The organism is Scytonema sp. HK-05 (assembly GCF_963872035.1).
In the GTDB taxonomy this organism is placed as follows: Bacteria; Cyanobacteriota; Cyanobacteriia; order Cyanobacteriales; family Nostocaceae; genus Kalymmatonema.
The window spans coordinates 83089-105301 of record NZ_CAWMYC010000001.1; the positions used below are offsets into that span (position 1 = coordinate 83089).

The window sequence follows — 22213 nt, forward strand, 5'->3', positions numbered from 1 at the left end:
AAGAGCAAAAAGAGAGATTCTCAGAAATCATTGAGGACTGCTATAGTAGCAAACAGTGACGAAAATGTTACTCTTTGTTCTTTAAAAGAATAGTCGTGAGAGCCATTAATCCCGTGATAACTGTTATTAAGAAAAAACTCTCCAGCCAATTCATCCGCAATGTTGGCTGGCTGAGTATCTCAGAGATAATCTACAGAGTCTTGCGTTTGGGATTAGTCGTCATCGGTGCGCGGTATTTAACCTCCCAGGACTACGGTCTGGGAGCAATTGTGATGACAGTTCGTGAGTTCTCAATGACATTTTCTGATATAGGTATAGGCGCAAAAATTATTCAGGCTGAAGAAGAAGAATTAGACGCTACATGTAACTCAGCTTATTGGTTAAACTGGGTAGTTTTTTGCAGTTTGTTTGTTCTTCAGAGCCTTGCTGCTTTCCCTATTGCTTGGTTCTATAAAACTAATGATATTATTTTGCCTATTATTGTATCAGGAGTTGCTTATTTAATTTGGCCTATATCCGTTGTCCAAAAAACTCTGATACAAAGAGAAAACCGTTTAAAAATTATAGCTATCACTGACACCAGTCTAAATATTAGTACTAGTATACTATCTGCAGTATTGGCTGTTATGGGTATGGGTGTATGGGCATTCGTCTTGCCCGCAGTTTTAATAGCACCTGTAGACGCTTTAGTGTACTACAAGGGTCATACTTGGCGGCTAGGATCAGGATTTACCACGAAAAATTGGAGTAACATTCTACATTTTGGGAAAAATATTCTTGGTGTTTCGTTATTAAGAACATTAAGGAACAACTTGGATTATTTACTAGTTGGTCGCTTTGTAGGAATTAAAGAATTAGGAATATATTTCTTTGGTTTTAATGCGGGATTAGGAATTAGTTTAAGTTTTATCAATGCTATTAATTCAGCAATTTTACCTCATTTGTGTGCCGTTCGTTCCCAACCGTCTGAATTCAAGAGAACCTACTTCAGCAGTCTAAAAACAATTAGTATTACCATTGTTCCTTTTGTTCTCCTTCAAGCTAGTTTTGCTCATTTTTACGTACCAATTGTTTTTGGTCACAAGTGGATACCTGCGATACCAGTTGTGATACTGATTTGTTTATCGGCAATTCCACGACCTTTTGCAGATGCAGCATCCCAGTTGCTAGTAGCTGTTGGTAAACCTTACCTAGACCTGCGCTGGAATATTATATTTACTGTAATATTTACAATTGCAATCTTGATAGGAGTTCATGGGCAAATTATTGGGGTAGCAACATCTGTCTTATTAGTCCACCTGATCTTCTTGCCTCTTTTTACATTGTGGACTACACGTCATGTTTTCCCTAGAATTGAAAAGACATAGGGTTTTGTTATGAAAATTTCTGTTATCATTCCAGTTTACAAAGTTGAGAAATATATAGCTGCTACTGTACAATCAGTTCTTGCTCAAACTTACAAAAATTTTGAGTTGCTCATCATTGATGATGGCTCTCCAGATAAAAGTATAGAAATTTGTCAACAATTTACAGATAACAGAATTAGAATTATTAGCCAGGAAAACCGGGGGGTAGCTGCTGCACGAAATACTGGTATCCGTCATGCTCAGGGAGAATATTTGGCTTTCTTAGATGCAGATGACTTATGGGCACCAGAAAAGCTAGCAAAACATATTGAACATTTGGAAAACTCACCAGCTGTAGGGGTGAGTTTTTGTCGTTCTGCTTTTATCGATGAATTAGGGGAACCTTTAGGTATTTATCAGATCACCAAGCTCAAGGAAATTACGCCGCTTGATTTGCTTTGTCGTACCCCAATTGGGAATGGTTCGGTACCAGTCATTCGGCGGGAAACGCTGGAAGATATTGCATTCCAAGATAATCTTTATGGAGCCGTAGAAAACTTTTATTTTGATGATGATCGGCAACTGCACCCTTCGGAAGATGTGGAATGTTGGCTGCGGATTGCGATGAAAACCAAATGGCTGATTGAGGGTATTCCTGAACCCTTGACACTGTATCGAGTCAATTCTCAGGGATTTTCAGCCCAACTGATGAAAAAGTTAAAGTCCTGGGAAAGGATGCTGGAAAAAGCACACGCTTACGTACCTTCAAAATCAATGCCTGAGTTGGAAAAGATAGCTATGGCTTATCAACTGCGGCATTTAGCCCGAAGAGCAGTCACTTTGAAAGACGGTACAACAGCTATTGAGTTCACCCATCGAGCTCTATCTACCTACTGGGGCATCCTACTGGAAGAACCACGCCGTACGCTGATCACCTTAGCGGCTGCCTATTTTCTCTGGCTCATGCCGCGATCGCTTTACCATCAAATAGAGTCCATGGCTTTAAAAATCGTAGGATCTGCTCAAAGACGCCGCATTCAATCAAATTCCTAATTCATAATTGATAACTCACAAACCATCCCACTAACGTATGAGCAAGCAATTTTTTTGAACAAGGGGGTACGCTAGCTGCATATTCCCCAGATTTTTCTGCTGTCTGGTCTATCCAAATCAACCACACCTAAAATAGGCGGGATGCGAGGTCACGCCCCGAAGTATGAGCGTCAAGAAATTAAATGAATTGATGCTCATACGTTATTTATATCGGGGCCCAAAGGCGACACGTGCGAATTTATTCGCCGTGACATTTTGATTTTGGTTCTGGCAATGAATCTATCCATTCATCGACCATGCTACTTATAGTTCTATCTAATTCTGTAGACAATAAGAGTAATTTATAGTATCTTCTATCGGTTATTCTACAATTTAATCTCTTGTTCTTCATTTTTGTCTCCCATTGGGTTCACAATTATATTCTTATAAATTAAGATAAACAAAACAGGAGGTGATTTTAAATGGCTCGGAAAAAGACTCCATCTTTCATTACAGAGATTCCATTGATAGTAGACAGTGCTCAAGAAAAAGAGTTGTTGTCGAGATTTGAAGCATCCAGACAACTGTACAATGCTTGCTTGAATGAAGCGATGGTCAGGATGGAGTTAGTACGTAATTCCGAGTTATTTAAAACTGCAAAGAAAATACCAAGAGCTAACAAAAAAGAGCGTGTTGAGGCGTTTAGTGCAGCACGTCAAGCTTACAGATATTCTGATTACGACCTTCAAGCTTATGCAACAATTGTTGCCAATTCATCAAAATGGATTGCTGACAAGATTGATTCCAACACTCAACAGACGATTGCTAAAAGAGCATTTAAGGCATCTGAACGAGTCATATTTGGACGAGCAAAAAAAGTTCGATTCAAAGTGTCGAGTCGTTTCCGTTCTGTCGAGGGTAAGACCAATAAGCAAGGATTACGCTGGAAGAATGAACAATTAGTTTGGGGAAGTCTCAACTGACGCCCAATTATTGATGAGAACAACCCTGTAATTATGCATGGGCTGCAATCTCCTGTTAAGTATGTTCGCATATTATGGAGGGAACTAAACGGTAAACGTCGTTGGTACGCACAACTTATCAATGAAGGTCTACCTTACCAAAAAGAGAAAAACTACATTAGTAATGCTTTAATTGGTCTGGATTTAAATATATCCAATATTGCCTTTGTTGGAGATAATAAGGCAGGATTATTACCTTTTGCAGAAAAAGTTCCTACGTATGATTATGAGATTGCTGCGTTGCAAAGAAAGATGCAGCGTTCCCAACGGGTCAATAATCCAGACAATTACGAAAGAGATTTTGAAATCAAGAAAGGGCATCGTACTGTTAAGAAAAAAGGTAAGGTCAAAAAGGGTAAGCGAGAATGGAAACGTTCTAAAAATTATAAAAAAGCTGCTCAAAAGAAACGTGAGTTACAACGTAAGAAATCTGCTTACGCTAAATCCCAAAACCGCAAAACAGTTAACGAAATTTTGCAGCATGGTAACGTCATTAAGACTGAAAAAGTATCTGTAAAGGGTTGGCAGAAGCGTTATGGAAAAGCTATTTCTGCCAAGTCTCCGGGATTTGTCCAATCTGAGTTGCAACGCAAAGTTGAAAAAACTGGCGGTCAATTCATTACCTTTTCTACTCAAAAGACGGCACTATCTCAAACTCATTTAGATGGTAGTCGTGTTAAAAAATCTCTGTCTGAACGAGTTCATCATGATGCAACGGGTATTAAAATGCATCGCGATTTGTTTAGTGCATATTTGAGTAGATATGTTAATCACGACGATAAACTGTCATTGCAAGATGCCCGTGACGGGTATCGTGGGGCGGAGTCGCTCCTATTGGAGGCGTGGCAAGAGTCTTTAAACCGCGAACAATTAGGCTCGTCCGAAAGTGGGTTGATTGCCCCAGAGCGGTTCTCCGATAAGCTAGGAAAGACTAACCAGATAGCTGTCTGTGCGGAGTCCGGGCGAAAAGTTAATCCGAATTCCTAGCCAGAATCCCCCAACTAGAAGTTGGGGGAGTGGCTCAATACTGCTGTGCACATTGCTTCATTAAAGCTATCAAAGCTTTGTAATTATGTTCGCCGTTAAAAAATTTTTCTGCTTTTGTGCGACTAGCAACTCCCATAGCAAGGAGGCGTTGAGGGTTATTTACCAAAGTACTAACAGCTTCTACAATGGCGCTAGGATCGTCAGGCGGAACTAGAAATCCATTTGTACCATTTTCCACTTGCTCCGCTAACGCACCCACATCCGTCGCCAGAACTGGCAAACCGGATGCCATCGCCTCCATGACTACTATTGGAGTGCAGTCACCGAATGTCGGAAATACGAACAGGTCGGCTTCGGTATAAAGTTGTCGTAGCTGTGGGCTGTTAGGCGTCAGACCCTTGTGTACCCGCACAGAAGAACCAGCTAACTCAGGGATCTCATCTTTGGTGACAATATCCAATGTACAGCGATCGCTTAATCCTGACTGGAAGGCTTTTAGTAGCACCTCACCACCCTTACGTACAAAATCTCCTCCCACAAACAACAACCGCAACACACCATCTTTTGCTGCTGGTTTTACCGTTGGATGCCAGTAAGAAAGATCTACGCCAGGAGGAATGACTGTAACTTTATCCGGTGCAATACCGTAGTCATTAACTAAGCTGTTCTTTGCCCAATGAGAGAACGTCACAAGAGCTGCTGCACTCTCAAATATTCTGCGAAACCATTCAAACTTCAGCTTGCCAAATAGCTTAGTGTGTAACGGCTGCTCCCTGTAGACTTCTGCAACACTACTAAAATTAATTGGAGTGGCATCAAGGGAGATGATTGTCGGAATACGTTGTATAATACCCAAACTTAATAGAGTTGCCGCTTGTGTGTGATAATACAAGCAGTCAAAATTCTGCTCTCGCAGTGCAGCGCTCACCAAATTCCATGCTCGTCCACTATCTTTTAAGGTGATAGTAGGGACTTTCTGCCAAAAATCATCCGCGTCACCAGGCACCTTCAACCAAGTCGGTTGAATGCTCTTATCATCCCTCAGCCACCGCTCAAGATTTTGGGTGTGTGTGATATGACCAAGTTTTTGTTCCATGACTAAACCGAGACGGTAGCAAGACGACTTCGCCCCGGTACTACTGACTTCACTAGAGGGGTCAATTATTTTCATGATGACGGTTGACTTAGTTGAGTAGATTTACTTTGTAAGCAGAATTGAATACTTTACTCTGGATATTCTTGGTTAAAGATTTACTGATACCGCGATTACTTTAGCATCAAATTTAGTTCCTTATTTGAAAAATAACAGGAGTTAATCTCACCAAGCCTATATCTTCGGGGACTTCGTATCCTAACTTAGTAGCTTTGTGGTCGAGGAGCGACTCATGCCAGCTCCCCGTTCATATGATGATCAAGCAACTAACCTAAACTTCCAACCGCTTCAGCAACCACCTGCGAGACGAAGGGCAAAATAGCGCGGTTTTTTGCATTGGCTTTCCCGTCAGTGAATACAACTAGAAGATAGGGACGCTGATCCGGTATTTCTATATACGCAGCGTCATGCCGAACTTGACTCGTCCAACCAGCCTTTGACCAAATTTGTGCTTCTTGGGGAAGCGCACCACCCAAAAAGCCTGTCACTTGGTCTTCTTCAACATCTTTTGGCAAATCATTGGGCTGAAGACTGCGTTTCATCAAAGTCATCATCGCTTGCGATCGCCCACTCGACACCGCCACACCACCAACAATACTGTGTAGCAACCTGGCGGTAGCATTTGTCGTCAGCATATTGCGGTTATCTAGCAACTCTCCCACAAAAGCCCGTTCGCGTCCATAAGGTCCATCACACCAAGTTTTTTGGCAGACATTTATCGTTTCCATATCCGACCAACCCAGAGACTGGTAATAGCGGTTAACGATATTGCGCTGCTGCTTCCACGTTTCAAATGGTCCTGGTGATAATTCTGGTCCCGAAGTGGTTCCACTGAGAATATCTATAACTAAACTCGTCGCATCATTGCTGGAATCAACAATCATATCGCGCATGGCTCTTTCCAACTCCTTTGAAGTGGAAATCATGCCTTTCTGCAGCCACTCATTAACCGCTACTAAGTAAAACAGTTTCACCACACTCGCGGGATAAATTCGTTCCACTCCACGGTAAGCGAAACCACGGACTGGGTGGTTCCAAAAAGCATCTGGAGTTAAAGCGCCACCCGTGTTTACTAGTACAGGGGGATCGTAGACAATCCAAGTCAAAGCAATTTGGTTGCGGGCTAAAGTTGGAAATGCTGCCCAAGTTGCTTCTAAAATGCCATTACCAAGATTTTCAAGTTGTTCGTCTTTATTGAAGAAATTCATTGTTGTTCAAGGATGTCCTCTAATCTAGAATTCAAAATACAAAATTTCAAATCGGGTGAGTACCAGTGCCTAGCTGACCTCAACATATATGATTCTCCCAGTTGTCAGCGACTGGCAACTCAAGCTGCAACTGGGCGACATTTGTGGGTGACATCAAACTATCAGGATGTAGAGACGTGCCATGACGCGTCTCTACAGGTGTGTTTGTGTGAAGATGACTATCCAGGATGGCTGTCGCTTTCAGATTTGAGTTTGTTACAACCATGCACTGTACCTTATAAAGCGAAAACATTTTCTGAATCTGAGATTAAAAAACGATTGCCAAAGGTGATAGCGTTTACCCAAAAAGCTATGCAACAGCCAAATTATTACCTTTGGGGTGGTACGGTAGGACCAAATTACGATTGTTCGGGATTGATGCAAGCAGCGTTCGCTTCGGTAGATCTTCGCATACCCAGAGATGCCTATCAGCAGGAAGCTTTCACCCAACCTATTGCTATTACAGAATTACAACCAGGTGATCTCGTGTTCTTTGGTTTCCAAAAAGCAACTCATGTGGGACTCTATTTAGGGAATGGCTGCTACATCCATAGTTCCGGGAAAGATAAAGGGCGTAATGGGATTGCCATTGACTCTCTTTCGGAACAAGAAGATGAGATCAGTCAGTCATATTACCAGCAACTGCGCGGTGCTGGAAGAGTGGTCAAGAGTTACGAACCTCAACAACGCTGAGGATAAAAGAGGAATATGAGGAGTGGACTGGTTTCTAATGGGCTTGCTGGACAAAATGAGGCGATATCATTGGTTGTCCCGGATGTTTCGGTCGTGGTGCCGGTGCATAATGAAGTGGAAAGTTTGCCTCATTTGCTCGAGGCGATCGCATCCACATTATCTGCTACTGACTTAAGTTATGAAATCATCTGTGTGGATGATGGTTCCACAGATGGTTCGCCGCGCTTTCTTAAAGAACAAGCGGAAATCCGCAATGATTTAAAAGCGGTGATTCTGCGTCGCAACTACGGTCAAACTGCGGCGATGGCTGCTGGGTTTTACTATGCCCTGGGTAAAGCGATCGTCACTTTGGATGCCGATCTCCAGAATGATCCAGCAGATATACCTATGCTGTTGGCAAAGCTGGAGGAAGGCTACGATTTGGTCAGTGGTTGGCGGAAAAACCGACAAGATGCTGCTTTGGATCGATTACTCCCTTCCAAAATTGCCAACTGGCTAATTCAGCGCATGACTGGGGTGAAAATCCATGACTATGGTTGTTCACTGAAAGCCTATCGCACAGAACTGGTGGCAGATATGAACCTTTATGGGGAATTGCACCGATTCATTCCTGCTTTGGCTTACATTGAAGGCGCAAGAATTACGGAAATGCCCGTGCGTCACCACGCCCGTCGCTTTGGTCGTAGTAAGTATGGGTTGGGGCGGACGTTCCGTGTGTTGATGGATTTGTTAACCATTTCCTTTATGAAAAAGTTCCTCACGCGCCCGATGCACGTTTTTGGGCTGTTAGGGTTGTTTTCCATAGTTTCGGGTGGGCTGATAGGAATTTATTTGACTTTTGTCAAATTTGCTTTTGGTGAGGATATTGGCAATCGCCCTCTGCTGATTTTAGCAGTTCTGTTACTAGTAACTGGAGTGCAACTCTTTTGCTTTGGTTTGTTGGCAGAGTTGCTGATGCGTACTTACCATGAGTCTCAAGGACGCCCTATTTATCGCGTGCGTGAGATAGTTGGAAAAAAAGGAGTGGGAACTAGCGATTAAGGATTACCCCCTTTATCCTCAAAAAATACCTATTGAGACAGGACAGGCAGGGAGAGGTAGCTAAGGCGTGCAAGGGGCGTTTTTCCTCTTGTGCTTCCCCTGCTTCCCCTGGCTGACGAAGGGAGCAGTTTTAGTGATGAACGCTAGATGAAAAGTTAAACTATTTTTTGAAAAAATGTCATATTTTTTCAAAAATTATTTTAAAATTTGTTCCTTAATTTTTCTTTTTAGTTCGCTTACTTTTGTAACTAAGTAGTTTAATTGTAATTTCTCAGATATATTTTTACATTCTTCTAAATAATCTCTTATTTGCTCTAAAGAAATTATTGCGTCTCTTTCATCCGGTGACAACTCTAAATAAGTCATGCAAATGCTGTAATAGTTACGCGCTTTCAGATATTCAAACTCTGTGTCTTTCAGACATATTTCTAGTTGCTGATATTTCTCTACTGCTTCTCTATATAATCCCTGCTGATAGATGAAATCACCGTATTCACTCAAAGTAAAAGCTTTACAAAGAGTTGGTACTTCATCTAAAAGTTCTAGCGCCTTATTATAATACTCTTGTGCCTTAATTTTGTCTCTAGCTGAGTAGCATGAGGCAAGTTCTAGGTACGACCATACTCTATTAAGATTATCTGGTCTGTCTTCTAAAATCTTGAGAGCTTTGTTGAGTACTATTTCGGCAAATAAATATTTCTCCATCGAATTTAGACATCTACCAATATTATGTAAAATACGAAATTTTTTTGTATAATCCTTGTCTCTGTTTTTTGATTCGATAACACTATTGTCAATAATGCTTTTTAAACGATTTGGCACTTCCTCTATTGGAGTGTTTAAAAAGTTATAAATTTCTTCCGGAATTTGTGTGACGGTATGTGTGATGTTAGTTGCCAAAAATGCAGAAGCTCCGATGCAACGTAATGCTTTTCCTGCTTCAGCTTTTCCTGCTTCAATAGAGCAAGCCAATGATTCTTTTGTTCTAGCTTGTTCTAAATGCACTGTTCCAAGTTCATATAATGCTAAAGCTCTCCAATAATTAAGTTTAGGTGAATCTACTGACCCCCTAGCATCTTGTGCAACTTTACTTGCTTTTTCGCAGGCTTTCAAAGCTTCTGAAAAATTACCAATAAATTTATTGGCTCTACCAGAAACTAAGTAAGCTGATATTTCAGCAAATATAAGCCTCTCATCATTTTCCTTAGATTTTTTATACAAGTTTCTAGTATTTGTAAACTTGCCTCTTTTCAAAATCACCTTTCCTGCTCTAGCTAAGAGATGAAATATCTGCCTAATCGCAGACATTATTTTTGTAGCTATTTTCCTTTTAGCATGAGGTTTTTTATTGATTTTTGTAGGAATTCTATAATCTTCTTTGATTCCGTTTATAATCGCTATAATTTCATGACTTACTTTAATAGCTTGGTAGTTTTTACCAATTTCAGGATAGAGGACTCCTAGTGGTATTAAAGTAATGGCTTTAGTTAATCCAGTTAACTTCTCTGCCAGCTTTTTAGATACTTCAATTATTTGGTTTGTATATGACCATAAGTTTTCAGAACAGCGTAAATTTTCCAGATTATTTTCTGCTTCTAAGATATACAGTAAACTTTGATAGCATTTTTCAAACTCCTGAGCTTCTAAAAAATGTTCAATTGCTTCAAAAGCATATTTTACTGCTTGGGTTTTTACTGCTTGGGTGCTATTCGGAAAATTGTTGTTAAGATTTTCTGCATGATTACGATAAAACTCACCTGGATTGTTATTAAGATTTTCTGCAGAATTACGATAAAATTCACCTGCTCTGAGATTAACATACTCCCAATTTTCACTGTTCTTCCGTTGGATTGCTTCTTCCCGAATTACTGGATGCAGAGAGTACTCACTATTTTTATCGTTTAACTCTACTAACTCTACTAAAAAACGGTCATGCAAGGAAGAAACCACTTGCTGACGTTCTGATTCTGGCACATCCCAAAGCAAACACAAAAGCCCCTCAAGTGGAACTGTGGCGATATCTTGATAATGATAACATCCCAAACGACAGAGGAGTTTAAAAGCTTGAGAGTGGTGTTGTTCCAGACGGTTAAACTGACTGGTAACTAAATCTCTTAAATCTCTTTCAATTAACAAATCCCTCTGATTATCTTGCCAATACTTCTCTAAATTTCCTGCATAATCATTTTGGATAGCACCACTGAGTATTCGCATTGCTTTTGCATTACCCCCGTACACTTTGTGCATAGTGGCTAGATTGGGGGAATTGGTTGGAAAAATCTGGCGACTGTTAAAAACTTGCTGCCATGTCTCAAAAGATAAACCTTTTAAGGAATAATTCTGAACAGTGACTTCAGATTCATGCAGACGCTCGCGGCTGGTAATCAGTGTTAATGACTGTACTAATGAACCAGCCAAAACCCGCAATAACTCTAAATAGCCACGATGAGGCTGGATAAACTTACCACTTTTATCTAGTGCTGGTTCGAGGTTATCAATCAGTATCCCAATCTTTTTACTACGGTCTTCGAGCTTTTTCCTGAGTTTATTCAAGGCACTGTCAAATTCCAACACTTGCTTTTCATCAAAGTATTCCTGCAGCCAACGCCCAATCTCACGTTCTACTGGAGCAATTTTCTGAGTCTCCTTTGCCACATCAAGTCGTAGCACCAAGTCAAACTCTTGAGTTTGGAGATATTGTTCTGCTAAAATTGTTTTACCAACACCGCCAGCAGCCTCAATAACAATGACTTTTGCTCCTTGGCTGACACAAGTTTTGAGGTGGGCGATCGCTTCTTCACGCCCCACAAAATTTAGATCTGGCAAAGGCGGTTGCAAGTGACCATCTCGCACTTGCATAAAGATGACAGGCGTGGCAAAATCACGTGTCCGATATTCCGTTGAATTATTGCCAATTGTTCGCCGACCTTCCTGTACCGCTATATCCACCGGCTCGCCTTGCGCTAGTTTTTCATAGAAGGAATCGGCGAAGCAACTGGCTGTAAAGTTGGTAACTTCATACTGCATTGCCACAACAACCGGAATTTTTTGCTGAACCACTTTAGAAGCAACGCTAACAAAAGCTTGTGACTCAGACTGCATTGCCCCTTCACATGCCTGCAATATTACAACTCCTGGGCGATATCGGGTGAAGAGTTCGCCGAAGATTTCTGCATCAATCCAGTCTGCCTCCTTGGTGATTTCGTCTACAAAGGCAATTTGCCCTACTTCCTGCTTGTTTTCATCCTTCAAACGACCATGCCCAATCAAGTGAAAAACGTGTGGTTTTTTAGCCAAGACAGCATCAACCTTTTCACGGTTAGCTTGATTAACTACTGGTAACAACTCAATCCGTTGTGGTTGTTTAGCAGCTAGTTCCTCCAAAGCCGTCTGTACTGGCTTATACTCAACCTTGCCTAAACCTTTAGGTGCAGATACAACTAAGGCAATCCTAAGCTTTTCATTGTTGTTTAGCTGAATTGGTTGTGCTTGAGTCCGTTGCCTTTGATGACGGGAGAAGGCCACATTGGGGTTAGTCCCTAGCCAAATCGTGCCTTCATTAATCCTTTCGGGTAAACGCATAAATTCCCAGGGCAAAGCTGCTACTTCTGGCATCCTGCGCTCATCAATATCCAGTTCTACCCGTAGTAGGTGCTGTTTAACACCAACAACTTCTTCGTAAAAATCGACAAAATCGTAGATCAGATTATCGTCAAACAGCACATCAAACAAAGCTTCTCCCAGCAATCGTGACTGGTTGTAGTCATTTAGTTCATCGTTACGGGTGATTTGGAGGAGTTCTTTGATTTCTTGTGTCAGCTTCTCATGGAAACGAAACTTTCCGGTGGGTTGATCAAGGGGTTGATTTCGGTCATCCCACTTTTCAACCTGCACATAGTTATAGTTAGCAACACGAATGCGATAGGTGTAGTATTCTTTGTTCATAGATTACTGCTTTATGAAACCAAACTAATTAGTCCTTCGGTAGCAGCGCTCCTCTTTAAATACACCACTGTAGAGTTACAACAAAAGTTCTATGATTTTATGGTTGCCTTGGGCAAGTCCAATGTCCATACTTCAGAAGCCGTCAGTTCAGCAAGCTTACTAGCAGCCTCATCCTCAGACTGTAATCGGTTTTTCCAGCTATCTGACAACTTGCTAAACACATTACGGATCTTAGAAATAAGCCAGTTTTTATTCGGTTCAGCCCAGGCAATACCACGCAGATTAATCGATTCTGTCCCCTTAGAAACTTTGAAAACAATGGCAAATTTTACTGTCGCCATTTTCTGGATGTCTGGCTCTTCAATGCGCCAGTAACAAGTGGAATTACCTTCACCTTGAGCAAGAATTTCAAACCCACCGACTTCATAAGCATAGTCAGATACAACAATGAATGCTTTAAGCTCGTTGTTACTAGCTACATTAGCCTTGAGATTGCCAGGAAGGTCAGCAATTTCCGCTACTTGAGACGCATCAATTCCCACACTCCAATCAAGGTTTCCGTTGAGACCCAAATTCATGCCAACTCCCAACTTCATCACAGATCGCCATTTGCTGTTTGGGAAAATTTTCTCAACAATTGGCTCATTCTCACCTTCGGAACTGAAGACAAGCTCACAGCACAACCGCGAAAACCTAGCGCCTGGTTTGGGACGTAAATCAACTGTGACGGTCATGTAATAGAAGTCATACGCGTCACGCATCTGTTGTCGATAAATACTGTTTAACTCAACCCCAATGTCTTTAAAGATTTCTTCCGTAAGTAAAATTAAATGATTCCTAGGGTTGCCAAACTCAACTTTTGTTTGAACCAAACTCTCAACGGCTGCTGCACCTACACCAAGTTTTGTACCACCAGCCAGTGTGCCTTCCCATGTTTTTACTTCTTCGAGTAAACCAGCCAGTAAAGTATCAGCTTCCTGTGGGTGGGGTGGGTAAATTTTATCAGACATTGTTTGATTTGATATAGGTTAGTTTGACGGTAAAAGACATTGATTAGTCTTTCACTACAAAGCATTTGGATACTTTTTGCTATCCATACACCCTCACAACTGTCTTTACGGATATTCTCTGAATATACTGCAATTAATATAACACTAAGCTGCCAATCTTTTAGGTAAAAGGTAATTGTTATGACATATTTTTTGCTCTAATTACATAAATATCCGTGCCTCACACGCCCGATCATGTTTTTGGGCTGTGGGGGTTGATTGCGATGGCTTCAGGTGGGGCGATTGGAATTTACATAAACTACCCCACCCTGCCTGAAGGCTCTTGGTGGGGTTTTGCCCCTAAAACAAACTGCGGAACAAGTCCACAGGATAATTTTGGTGCTTCGGGCGAGTTTATAGTCACCCCGTACGCTGCGATGTTTCGCGCAGCATTGTAGTCAGCATCGCAGTCAGCGCCACAATACCCACACACAAAGCGCTTTTCATTGCGAAAAGACTTTGCAGGATCAGGATGGATACGTAGACAGTGGCTGCAAACTTGGCTTGTATAGGCTGGTGGTACAAACACAACTGGAATACCAGCAATATTGGCTTTGTACTGAATGAAAAGCCGTAGCTGATAGAACGCCCAATTATTAGATCGTCTACGTTCCTGTCTGTTACGAGGCTTAGCATTCAAAGACTGCCTGATATTGGTCAAGTTCTCCATACTGATGATTGCACTGTCCTTTTTGGCAATGCCGACAATCGATTTAGAAATGTTGTGGTTTACCCACTGCTGAAAGCGTCGTTCACGTCCACTTAGCCTTCTAAGCAGTCTGCGACCAGACCGAGAGCGCCGGGACTGAACATTTGCTCTAACTTTAGCGTATCTATCACGCGTCTTGTTTAACTGCTCGCCATCCCAAGATTCGCCAGTGGAAATTGCCGCAATAGCGCGTCTACCAAGGTCAACACCAATGGCTTTGTTCTTCGAGACATAACGTTTATCACAATCAACCTCTACAGCAACATTCAGAAAGTACTGACCACTGCGGGTACGAGACAACGTTGCAAAGCGATTATGTTTACCCTCTAGCAACTTCTTTTGCTCATAGGACAACTTCCACTCAAACCAGTGGCGCTTATCTACTAGTGTGATGCCCACAGAGCCGTCTTTGTAAATGAAGGTGCGAACATCCAAAGCAATGCTAGTTGCTCTAAATTCCTTTACCTTGCCTGTAGATGATTTAGCATTAACGACACGACGCACAGCATTGCAAACGTGGTTAGCTTTCAGCTGCGTGATTGCTCTAATGTCGTAATAGGTTAGCTTTTGGAGCTTGGCAGGATTCCAGCAATTCTCGGCTTTGGCAACTGCAAGCATCTGGTTACAAGCAAAAGCGAATTGTTTGAGCGTCTTGTTAATTGCATCGTGTTGCTGGCTGTTTTGCAAAATCAACTTATTCCTGACAGTTATTGTTTGAACAGCCAAATCAATCACCTCCTTTGCTATATTGTATAGCACATAGCTACACAATAACCAGGAGATAATAATGGCTGTACGTAAAGAAATGATGAACTTTCGGATAACTGAACAAGAAAAGGAGATTGTACATAAGTACTGTGAACTAACAGGTAGAACACAGACTGATGTATTCAGAGAGTTTGTTCGTTCATTGGAGAAGAGATTGGAAAAGTTAGGGGCATCCACCCAGTAACTTTTCCCTAGCAACCTCACCCACCCTGTAAAGGGATGGGGAATCTCGCGGAATTAGTTGACTTTTGTCAAATTTGCTTTTCATGAAGATATTGGCGATCGCCCTCTGCTGATTTTGGCGGTTCTTTTGCTAGTCACTGGAGTGCAACTGTTTTGCTTCGGTTTGTTGGCTGAGTTGCTAATGCGTACTTACCATGAGTCTCAAGGACGTCCTATTTATCGTGTCCGTGAGGTGGTCACAAAAAGTGTAAACTAATAGACTTCTTGTACGAATAGCGCTAAGTATATAGCGGTTCTGGTGTTGTATGCAATATAGCTCTTGTGGGGTGGGCATCTTGCCATTGGTGTCAACTTAAGCCAAAACCCTCGTAAAATCTCGTTAAAATCTCGTTTCCAGGTCTAAGCAGGAAATGCCCTTGAAGCGGCTCTGCCTCCCTTAATTGCGGCAGAGCCTCCCAGTAGGCATTCCCAGCCTGAGGCTGGGAACGAGGCAATCTCTAAAAGCTTGTTCTATACTGGTTTTCACCTTAAGTTGACACGTGTGGCATCTTGCCCGCCCTAATCTAGAGGACAGGTGAGGACACCTGTCCCACAAGAAAATTAGAACTGAAATAAATTCAATTAAGAACCGCTATAATTTGATTCGCGCAAGAGGTCTAATGTCAACTTGCTGTTTAAAAAAGCATTAAACAGCAGTCTTGTCAAGTTCATCTAAACTCACTGCTGCCTTTTGCTGCCTTTTCCGTAATTGAACAGCAACCCCAAGTCCGAACAACCCTAAACCTAACACTGATGTAGGTTCAGGCACTGAGGTTCTGCCTTTGACGTTCAACACTTGGACACGACTGTTGTAGAAGTCACTCACATAAAGTTTCCCATCATTGTAGTGTGCGCCCACAGTCCAATTAAACTGCCCTGGTTCGGGTAACGATGCTCCTGGTGCAAGCGGTTCTGGCTGGGCGTTGGGAACACTTGTACCAAATTCAGTCAGATAATTACCGTTTTTATCGAATACCTGGATACGGTTGTTGAGAGTGTCACCCACATAGATATTCTCTTCGTCGTCCACCTCTATCGCAACTGGTCCATTTAACTGCCCGCGTCCGTTACCCGCTTCGCCGCCAACGACCAACAGAGGATTACCTTGAGGATCTAAGACTTGAAAGCGGTTGTTGAGTTGATCGGTTACGTAGATATTTCCAGATTTTTCAGAGATTGATAAACCCGACGGTCCCTGAAACTGTCCCGATCCAGTGCCAGAGCTACCAATTGTTTTGATCAGGTTCCCGTCTCTATCGTATACCTTGATAGCATCAGCAGTATAATCTGCGACGTAAAAATTTCCTGCCGCATCGAATGCGACGCCTCCTGGTCCATAGAACGGTCTACCCTCAAGTTGAGGACCAAATGAGCCAAAGGATTTCAGATAGTTTCCATCAGCATCGAAAACATCAATTTCACTGTTGTAAACATCATCCACATAAAGGTTCCCAGTCAGCTTGTCGAATGCAAGATCCGCTGTCCCATTGAACTGTCCTGCTCCGGTGCCTAAGCTGCCAATGGTTTTAACAAAGTTACTGTTTTGGTCGAATACTGAAACACGATTGTTAGCAGAATCACTGATAAAAATATACCCGGTTCCTGCCTGCACATCTATGCCTTGGGGTAGAAGAATCTGTCCAGGTTCGGTGCCAGGGCTGCCAACACTACGATCATATTCTAAGTTTACCGACTTGGCTTGAGCAGCGGCTGCCAAAACCATGAATCCAGCACTGACAATAGCGATTGACAAATTTTTTACGAATTTCATGTCTTGAACTCCTAGTTGTGTAAATTTCACGCTCTGGCATAACAGTGCTGATCAACGCGCAATCGAACCACTCCTTCAGCTTGTCGCTGTGGAGTTTTTAGTGAATTTGCTTATTTTTTGGTAAATCTTAATGCTTTGGATATTCAGTGTTTAGCTTATGATTCCCTTGGCTCACAAGCTTCTAACCGAGAATATCAGGGTATGTTGCAGGCAACAAAGCAAGGTGTAGGACTTGTATCCTTCTATTAGTTACTATAAGTTACTAGTTAAAAATGTAAAGTAGGTACTTTCAAGTAACCACGACACTACCAAGAAACTATGACTCTGTTTAAAGAACCTGCCAGTTGCCCTGTGGGCACGTTATTAAACCTACTAGGTGGACCTTGGACGTTCTACATTCTTTGGATTTTGCGCCAGCAAGGACCCACGCGCTTTGGTGCGCTAAAACGCCAGATAGAAGGTATTTCGTCAAAAGTTCTCACTGAGAGATTACGAATGCTTGAGGAGGCAGAAATAATTTATCGCGATTATGAGCCAACAATCCCACCTCAAGTGACTTACGGTTTAACCGAAAAAGCACAAGACCTAATCGTAGTGTTAGATCAACTAGCGGCGATCGCCCACAAGTGGTATTTACCGGAACATCCTGAAATAGGGCTACCAGCGCCAGGAAAATAACAAATGCTACATCTAACCCTCAACTGTTCATTAAGGGTCGTACATAGCAATCCTAATTGAGTTGTCAAATTTTCTGAGTTTCTTTCCTCTGTGTCCTCTGTGGTTCGTTGTTCACAAGTCAAGTTCACAAATCAAATACAACTGCTCTGTTACACAACGGTTTCTCACACTACAGTACATAGAGGTTTTAGTAATATCTTTTACTATTTTTCACAAATATGCCTCTAAATCCACTGAGTTAGGTATCATTTTAGAAAGAGCCATCATTGTATTTAATTGTATTTACTGGTAAAAGGTTAAACAAAGCTAACATTAACTTGCATCTGCTGTGAACATGTCTCGCACAATAGATACCCAATTGCGGAACAACCTGCTGGTTTTATTTGCGGCAGGTTTATTATTCTGGTCTAGCTTGGCTTCGTTACTGCCAACGCTACCACTATATATTGAGTCTGTGGGGGCAACAAAGCAGCAAATTGGGATTGTGCTAGGCAGCTTTGCCATCGGACTGTTGTTATTTCGCCCTTTGTTGGGACGCTTGGCGGATCGGCGGGGTCGCAAAATTGTGTTGCTTATCGGTACGCTGGTGGCTGCGATCGCACCCCTTGGCTACTTGTCGATCAAATCTATTCCCCTGCTGATACTACTGCGTGCCTTTCATGGCATCAGTATCGCTGCTTTTACTACTGGTTTCAATGCGTTGGTGGCGGACATCGCTCCTGTGGAAAAGCGGGGTGAAATCATTGGTAACATGAGTTTGGTCAATCCAATTGGGGTCGCAATTGGACCAGCTTTAGGCGGATATTTGCAAGCTGGGATTGGTGACCAGATTTTATTTCTGATCACCGCTGAATTGGCTTTTGTTGCCTTTTTGGGAATCTTGGCAATCGTTAACCCACCAGTAGCAATACAACAACAAGGTGACACCAAAAACAGTCAATTTTGGCAAATTGTGAGCAGCCCCAGGGTGAGAACTCCAGCCATAATCATGTTGATCGTTGGTTTGGCTTTTGGTGCTTTACACACCTTTATCCCGTTGTTCATCAAATCAACTGGGGTAAATTTGAATCCAGGCTTGTTTTATACAGCAGGAGCAGTTGCCAGCTTTGGTATACGAATATTCACTGGAAAGGCAAGCGATCGCCTCGGTCGTGGTTTGTTTATTACCCTCAGTCTAGTTTTTTACACCCTGTCAATGTCAATTTTGTGGCTAGCCAATAGTCCCACAGCTTTCTTGTTTGCAGCAATGATTGAGGGGGCTGCTTCTGGCACTTTGATTCCCATGATTGCAGCTATGATGGTAGACCGCGCGCAGCCTTATGAACGGGGGCAGATATTTGCTATATGTCTGATGGGAATGGATGTTGGGATTGCGATCGCAGCTCCAGCTTTTGGTTCTGTTGCCGAATATATTGGCTATAGAAATATGTTTGGTCTATGCGCCCTTTTAACATTTTTAGGCATTCTCATCTTCCTGACCCTGTCCAGCAAAGACTTACCCAGTTCACTGCGCTTTGCTCTCGGTCGAGGTCAAGATGCTTATGCCTTGAAAGATACCTAAATACTTAAAATTGTAGAGACGCAAAAATTTGCGTCTCTACAATAACGGGCGAGGAGGGATTCGAACCCCCGACACCGTGGTCCGTAGCCACGTGCTCTAGTCCACTGAGCTACACACCCTTACAAGAATTTAATATTAGCATACTCTTTCCAAAAGATGCAAGAAAATTCTGAAATTTTATCTGCTAACTTGAGCCATCTGGATAATCAGGGTCAAGCTCAGATGGTTGATGTGTCTGGTAAAGCCCCCACCGTTCGCCAAGCAGTAGCCGCAGCCAGAGTCAGGATGCTAAGCGAAACCCTCGCTGCCATTCAAGCAGGGAATGCTCCCAAAGGCGATGTATTGGCAACTGCAAGAATAGCTGGGATTATGGCAGCCAAACAAACAGCTTCTTTGATTCCTCTGTGTCATCCTTTACCGTTGCAAAAAATCGAAGTACAGGTAACACCTGATCCAGAATTACCTGGTTATCACATCCAAGCAACAGTCAGAACCAAAGCTGAAACTGGAGTCGAAATGGAAGCCTTAACCGCTGTTTCTGTTGCCGCCCTGACGTTGTACGATATGGCGAAAGCTTTGGAAAAGTCGATTCAAATTGAATCGATTAGGTTGGTTAGTAAAACTGGCGGGAAATCTGGAGATTACCAAGTCGAGTCATAACCGTTGCTGAGGGATATAGCGCTTCTGGTTTGGATGAAGTAATTATTTATCTGTGTCCATCTGTGTCCATCTGTGGTTTTTATTTCTTGATGTATTGCACTCAACACCAGAACCGCTATGTACGCCTACATACCTTTGAACCAACCAACGCCAAAAGTAGCGATTGCAATGATTCGGTGATTGAGTTAGTATCATACTCCAGGTGTCGCAAGGAGATACTGAGCCTTGCAAAGTCCACACGCACAGTTTAAAAACTTACTTAAGCATCTGCGCACTAGGCGATGGGAGAGTAGAACGGTAAAGCAAAGTTTAGGCATTGCTCAGAAATTACAGTCAAAAGATGATATCATGCTGTCTTTGCTCAGTTTGGGTAATATCACTCGCGCAAAACAAGATAATAAAGAAGCTCCTACACTCGTCCTTCGGACGCTCGTGTAGGCTTCCAAGACAATCCGGCTATTGCGCGCGGAGGCTCTTAGTTTTAAGAACGGAATGCCCTACCGCTCTATTTTTTATATTTATCGCTGCATTGTGGTCACGGTCGAGACTGCAACCACACTGGCAAGAATGCCAACGTTCATGTAACTTTTAAATAGCTTAAAGCAAATCACCCCTAAACTTTCACTCTAGGGGTGACTTATATCTGTGCGGTATATTATTCCCAGCGAGTTTGACGTAGTATCCTACTCAATGTCGCCTACAGCGGCGCTGACATCAGTTGGAGTCTCGTACTCCTGATCTGGTATTTGTTGCAACGCTGAAATAGCATTATCGTCAGCGCCTTGCTTTTGCGCGTGTTGAATCAATTGTTCTTTACTAGCTGGATAGTCAACACCTTTCAGATGTTTTTGCAGTTGGATTGGATTGACTTTAGCCATTTTCATCGAAAATTTGGGTAGAAACCCCGTCCTTATAGGACGGCTTTGCATTTTGTGAACCATTCCCGCCTTGGGGTTACTTGATTTGGTGTACTTTTGTAATGTACTTTAGATGGGACAATTACCCTTACGGGTTCGCCATGTACCTCCAAGGAGGGAGACCCTCCTTCAGTACTGGCTCACCATCTCAACTCTTTCACCCTGTACGCATAATGTTTTGCTCCGTTGAGCCTTCCCCGAAGGGAGTAAAGTTAGCCGAGACTTTGTTAACGGTCGGTACTATATCAAAGACACTGGCTTAACCCTCTAAGCCTGTTTAATCCTTGATTTCTAGAGCTACAGACGGGCGTTAGCATCCGTAGGTAGGAACTTAAACGCTTACCGTTAACGTAGTACACGAAGTACTGAGTCGGGTCAACTAATCCGCTTAGGTTTGAGGCGATGATCGCCCCTAGTCTTTAGGCAGGGGTGTTGACCCACCTCTAAAGGTCATTTACATCTTGACAAGTGGATGCATTTGCTACCTCTATCAAAAGAATCAGGGTAATTTCCCCTGATTGGATGAGGATGTATGTAGGAAGAAACTATCTAATTAAGGTAATAACTATTAGTAAAACGTAACAAATAACTCCAAAACTTTTGTAATTGGATATACATTTTATTACAAACAAAAACTCATCCAGTTGGTTGAGGAGCAAATTTTTTGCCTTTGATAGCTTGAAGTTAAAACAAGAGGATTGTAAATCTTGCATTAGAGATATATCGGAGGTAGGAAATATGGCAATCATGCGTTTCGATCCTTTCCGGGGCGATCCTTTCCGCGAAATTTCGCTATTGCAACGCGAGATGAATCGCCTGTTTGATCGCATGACGACTAGTGGCGATGGCGAGACGGAAATCGCTGGTTCTTCTTTTATACCAGCAGCAGAAATTCACGAAACTCCCGAAGAAATTAAGCTCAAAATCGAAGTTCCTGGGATTGAAGCCAAAGACTTAGATGTAAAAGTTACCGCCGAAGCGGTTGCTATCACTGATGAACGTAAATCTGAGACTAAGCAAGAAGACAAAGGTATGAGACGTTCGGAATTTCGCTATGGCAGATTCCAACGCGTTATTCCTTTGCCATCTCGGATTCAAAACGATAAAGTTCAAGCTGAATTTAACAACGGCGTACTGTGCCTAACTCTGCCTAAAGCTGAGGAAGAAAGAAACAGAGTAGTCTCAATTAATCTCGGTGGACAAAGCAATCAAGCTATCAGCGGACAACAAAACGGACAAACTGATCAGCATCAAGCACAAAATCAAGCACAAACTATACCTCAAGCAACTTAACTTTCATGTTTGTCGGATAGCTTCAACTTGATACTTTTTCGAGCCATATTTTGGTATATGGTATAACGTGATCAAAGCCAAACAACAATTTTAGCAAAAATCCCCCAAGACCTAAATTA

The 22213-nt window shown here is 42.3% G+C and carries 18 protein-coding genes, 1 tRNA gene and 2 pseudogenes; 12 read left to right on the forward strand and 9 right to left on the reverse strand.

Translation table 11 applies throughout. From position 1 onward, the window contains the following. The first annotated feature begins 95 nt into the window (after window positions 1–95). The 4 genes from AACT52_RS00365 (at window position 96) to AACT52_RS00380 (ending at window position 4387) form a co-directional block, all read left to right on the forward strand. Window positions 96–1367 (forward strand): lipopolysaccharide biosynthesis protein, encoded by a 1272-nt coding sequence (locus AACT52_RS00365; RefSeq protein WP_073626164.1) that lies wholly within the window; start codon window positions 96–98, stop codon window positions 1365–1367. Window positions 1368–1376: 9 nt separating this feature from the next. After that, window positions 1377–2399: a glycosyltransferase family 2 protein gene (locus AACT52_RS00370; protein ID WP_073626166.1), complete on the forward strand. Its 1023-nt coding sequence runs from the start codon at window positions 1377–1379 to the stop codon at window positions 2397–2399. Between the two features lie 461 nt (window positions 2400–2860). Further along, window positions 2861–3361, forward strand: coding sequence for a hypothetical protein (locus AACT52_RS00375; protein ID WP_233153749.1), 501 nt, complete (start codon window positions 2861–2863; stop codon window positions 3359–3361). A gap of 33 nt (window positions 3362–3394) precedes the next feature. After that, entirely contained in the window at window positions 3395–4387 is a 993-nt protein-coding gene (locus AACT52_RS00380; RefSeq protein ID WP_233153750.1) for a hypothetical protein, read from the forward strand. 34 nt (window positions 4388–4421) lie between these two features. Here AACT52_RS00380 and AACT52_RS00385 read toward each other — a convergent pair whose 3' ends face one another. Continuing rightward, window positions 4422–5558 (reverse strand): glycosyltransferase family 4 protein, encoded by a 1137-nt coding sequence (locus AACT52_RS00385; RefSeq protein ID WP_083629948.1) that lies wholly within the window; start codon window positions 5556–5558, stop codon window positions 4422–4424. 248 nt (window positions 5559–5806) lie between these two features. After that, a complete protein-coding gene (locus AACT52_RS00390) occupies window positions 5807–6748 on the reverse strand; it encodes a serine hydrolase (RefSeq protein WP_073626168.1) in 942 nt (313 codons plus the stop codon). Between the two features lie 12 nt (window positions 6749–6760). Between AACT52_RS00390 and AACT52_RS00395 the strand changes: the two genes are divergently transcribed. Together AACT52_RS00395 and AACT52_RS00400 are read left to right on the forward strand one after the other, a co-directional pair. After that, the gene (locus AACT52_RS00395; RefSeq protein ID WP_073626170.1) at window positions 6761–7480 is read left to right on the forward strand and encodes a C40 family peptidase; all 720 of its coding nucleotides are present in this window, start codon (window positions 6761–6763) and stop codon (window positions 7478–7480) included. A gap of 15 nt (window positions 7481–7495) precedes the next feature. After that, on the forward strand, window positions 7496–8521 hold the full coding sequence (locus AACT52_RS00400; protein ID WP_073626172.1) for a glycosyltransferase family 2 protein: 1026 nt from the start codon (window positions 7496–7498) through the stop codon (window positions 8519–8521). A gap of 195 nt (window positions 8522–8716) precedes the next feature. Here the strand turns inward: AACT52_RS00400 and AACT52_RS00405 are convergent, their stop codons facing one another. The 3 genes from AACT52_RS00405 to AACT52_RS00415 all read right to left on the reverse strand — a co-directional run bounded on the left by AACT52_RS00405 (window position 8717) and on the right by AACT52_RS00415 (window position 14950). Further along, window positions 8717–12136 carry a CHAT domain-containing protein gene (locus AACT52_RS00405; RefSeq protein WP_337251550.1) on the reverse strand — a complete coding sequence of 1140 codons (3420 nt, stop codon included), beginning with the start codon at window positions 12134–12136 and terminating at the stop codon, window positions 8717–8719. Between the two features lie 419 nt (window positions 12137–12555). Further along, complete coding sequence (locus tag AACT52_RS00410; RefSeq protein WP_073626176.1) at window positions 12556–13476, reverse strand: hypothetical protein; 921 nt, start codon at window positions 13474–13476, stop codon at window positions 12556–12558. A gap of 298 nt (window positions 13477–13774) precedes the next feature. Beyond that, window positions 13775–14950: an RNA-guided endonuclease InsQ/TnpB family protein gene (locus tag AACT52_RS00415; protein WP_073626391.1), complete on the reverse strand. Its 1176-nt coding sequence runs from the start codon at window positions 14948–14950 to the stop codon at window positions 13775–13777. Window positions 14951–15011: 61 nt separating this feature from the next. Between AACT52_RS00415 and AACT52_RS00420 the strand changes: the two genes are divergently transcribed. Together AACT52_RS00420 and AACT52_RS00425 are read left to right on the forward strand one after the other, a co-directional pair. After that, the gene (locus AACT52_RS00420; protein ID WP_198940779.1) at window positions 15012–15176 is read left to right on the forward strand and encodes a hypothetical protein; all 165 of its coding nucleotides are present in this window, start codon (window positions 15012–15014) and stop codon (window positions 15174–15176) included. Window positions 15177–15233: 57 nt separating this feature from the next. After that, window positions 15234–15431, forward strand: a pseudogene (locus AACT52_RS00425) (glycosyltransferase); the annotation flags it as partial. Window positions 15432–15860: 429 nt separating this feature from the next. Here the strand turns inward: AACT52_RS00425 and scyF are convergent. Further along, entirely contained in the window at window positions 15861–16985 is a 1125-nt protein-coding gene (scyF, locus tag AACT52_RS00430; protein ID WP_073626178.1) for a scytonemin biosynthesis PEP-CTERM protein ScyF, read from the reverse strand. A gap of 318 nt (window positions 16986–17303) precedes the next feature. On the opposite strand from scyF, the gene AACT52_RS00435 reads away from it, so the two are divergent. Continuing rightward, entirely contained in the window at window positions 17304–17663 is a 360-nt protein-coding gene (locus tag AACT52_RS00435) for a winged helix-turn-helix transcriptional regulator (protein WP_073626179.1), read from the forward strand. Window positions 17664–17997: 334 nt separating this feature from the next. After that, on the forward strand, window positions 17998–19224 hold the full coding sequence (locus AACT52_RS00440; protein ID WP_096549383.1) for an MFS transporter: 1227 nt from the start codon (window positions 17998–18000) through the stop codon (window positions 19222–19224). A gap of 45 nt (window positions 19225–19269) precedes the next feature. Here AACT52_RS00440 and AACT52_RS00445 read toward each other — a convergent pair. Continuing rightward, window positions 19270–19343, reverse strand: a tRNA-Arg gene (locus AACT52_RS00445). Between the two features lie 37 nt (window positions 19344–19380). Between AACT52_RS00445 and moaC the strand changes: the two genes are divergently transcribed. Next, window positions 19381–19884 (forward strand): cyclic pyranopterin monophosphate synthase MoaC, encoded by a 504-nt coding sequence (gene moaC, locus AACT52_RS00450; RefSeq protein WP_073626183.1) that lies wholly within the window; start codon window positions 19381–19383, stop codon window positions 19882–19884. A 431-nt stretch (window positions 19885–20315) separates the two neighbouring features. Here moaC and AACT52_RS00460 read toward each other — a convergent pair. Further along, window positions 20316–20472 (reverse strand): annotated as a pseudogene (locus AACT52_RS00460) (zinc ribbon domain-containing protein); the annotation flags it as partial. A gap of 95 nt (window positions 20473–20567) precedes the next feature. After that, window positions 20568–20762 (reverse strand): DUF2795 domain-containing protein, encoded by a 195-nt coding sequence (locus AACT52_RS00465; RefSeq protein WP_073626393.1) that lies wholly within the window; start codon window positions 20760–20762, stop codon window positions 20568–20570. 777 nt (window positions 20763–21539) lie between these two features. Between AACT52_RS00465 and AACT52_RS00470 the strand changes: the two genes are divergently transcribed. After that, window positions 21540–22094 (forward strand): Hsp20/alpha crystallin family protein, encoded by a 555-nt coding sequence (locus AACT52_RS00470; protein WP_073626184.1) that lies wholly within the window; start codon window positions 21540–21542, stop codon window positions 22092–22094. Window positions 22095–22213: the final 119 nt, after the last annotated feature.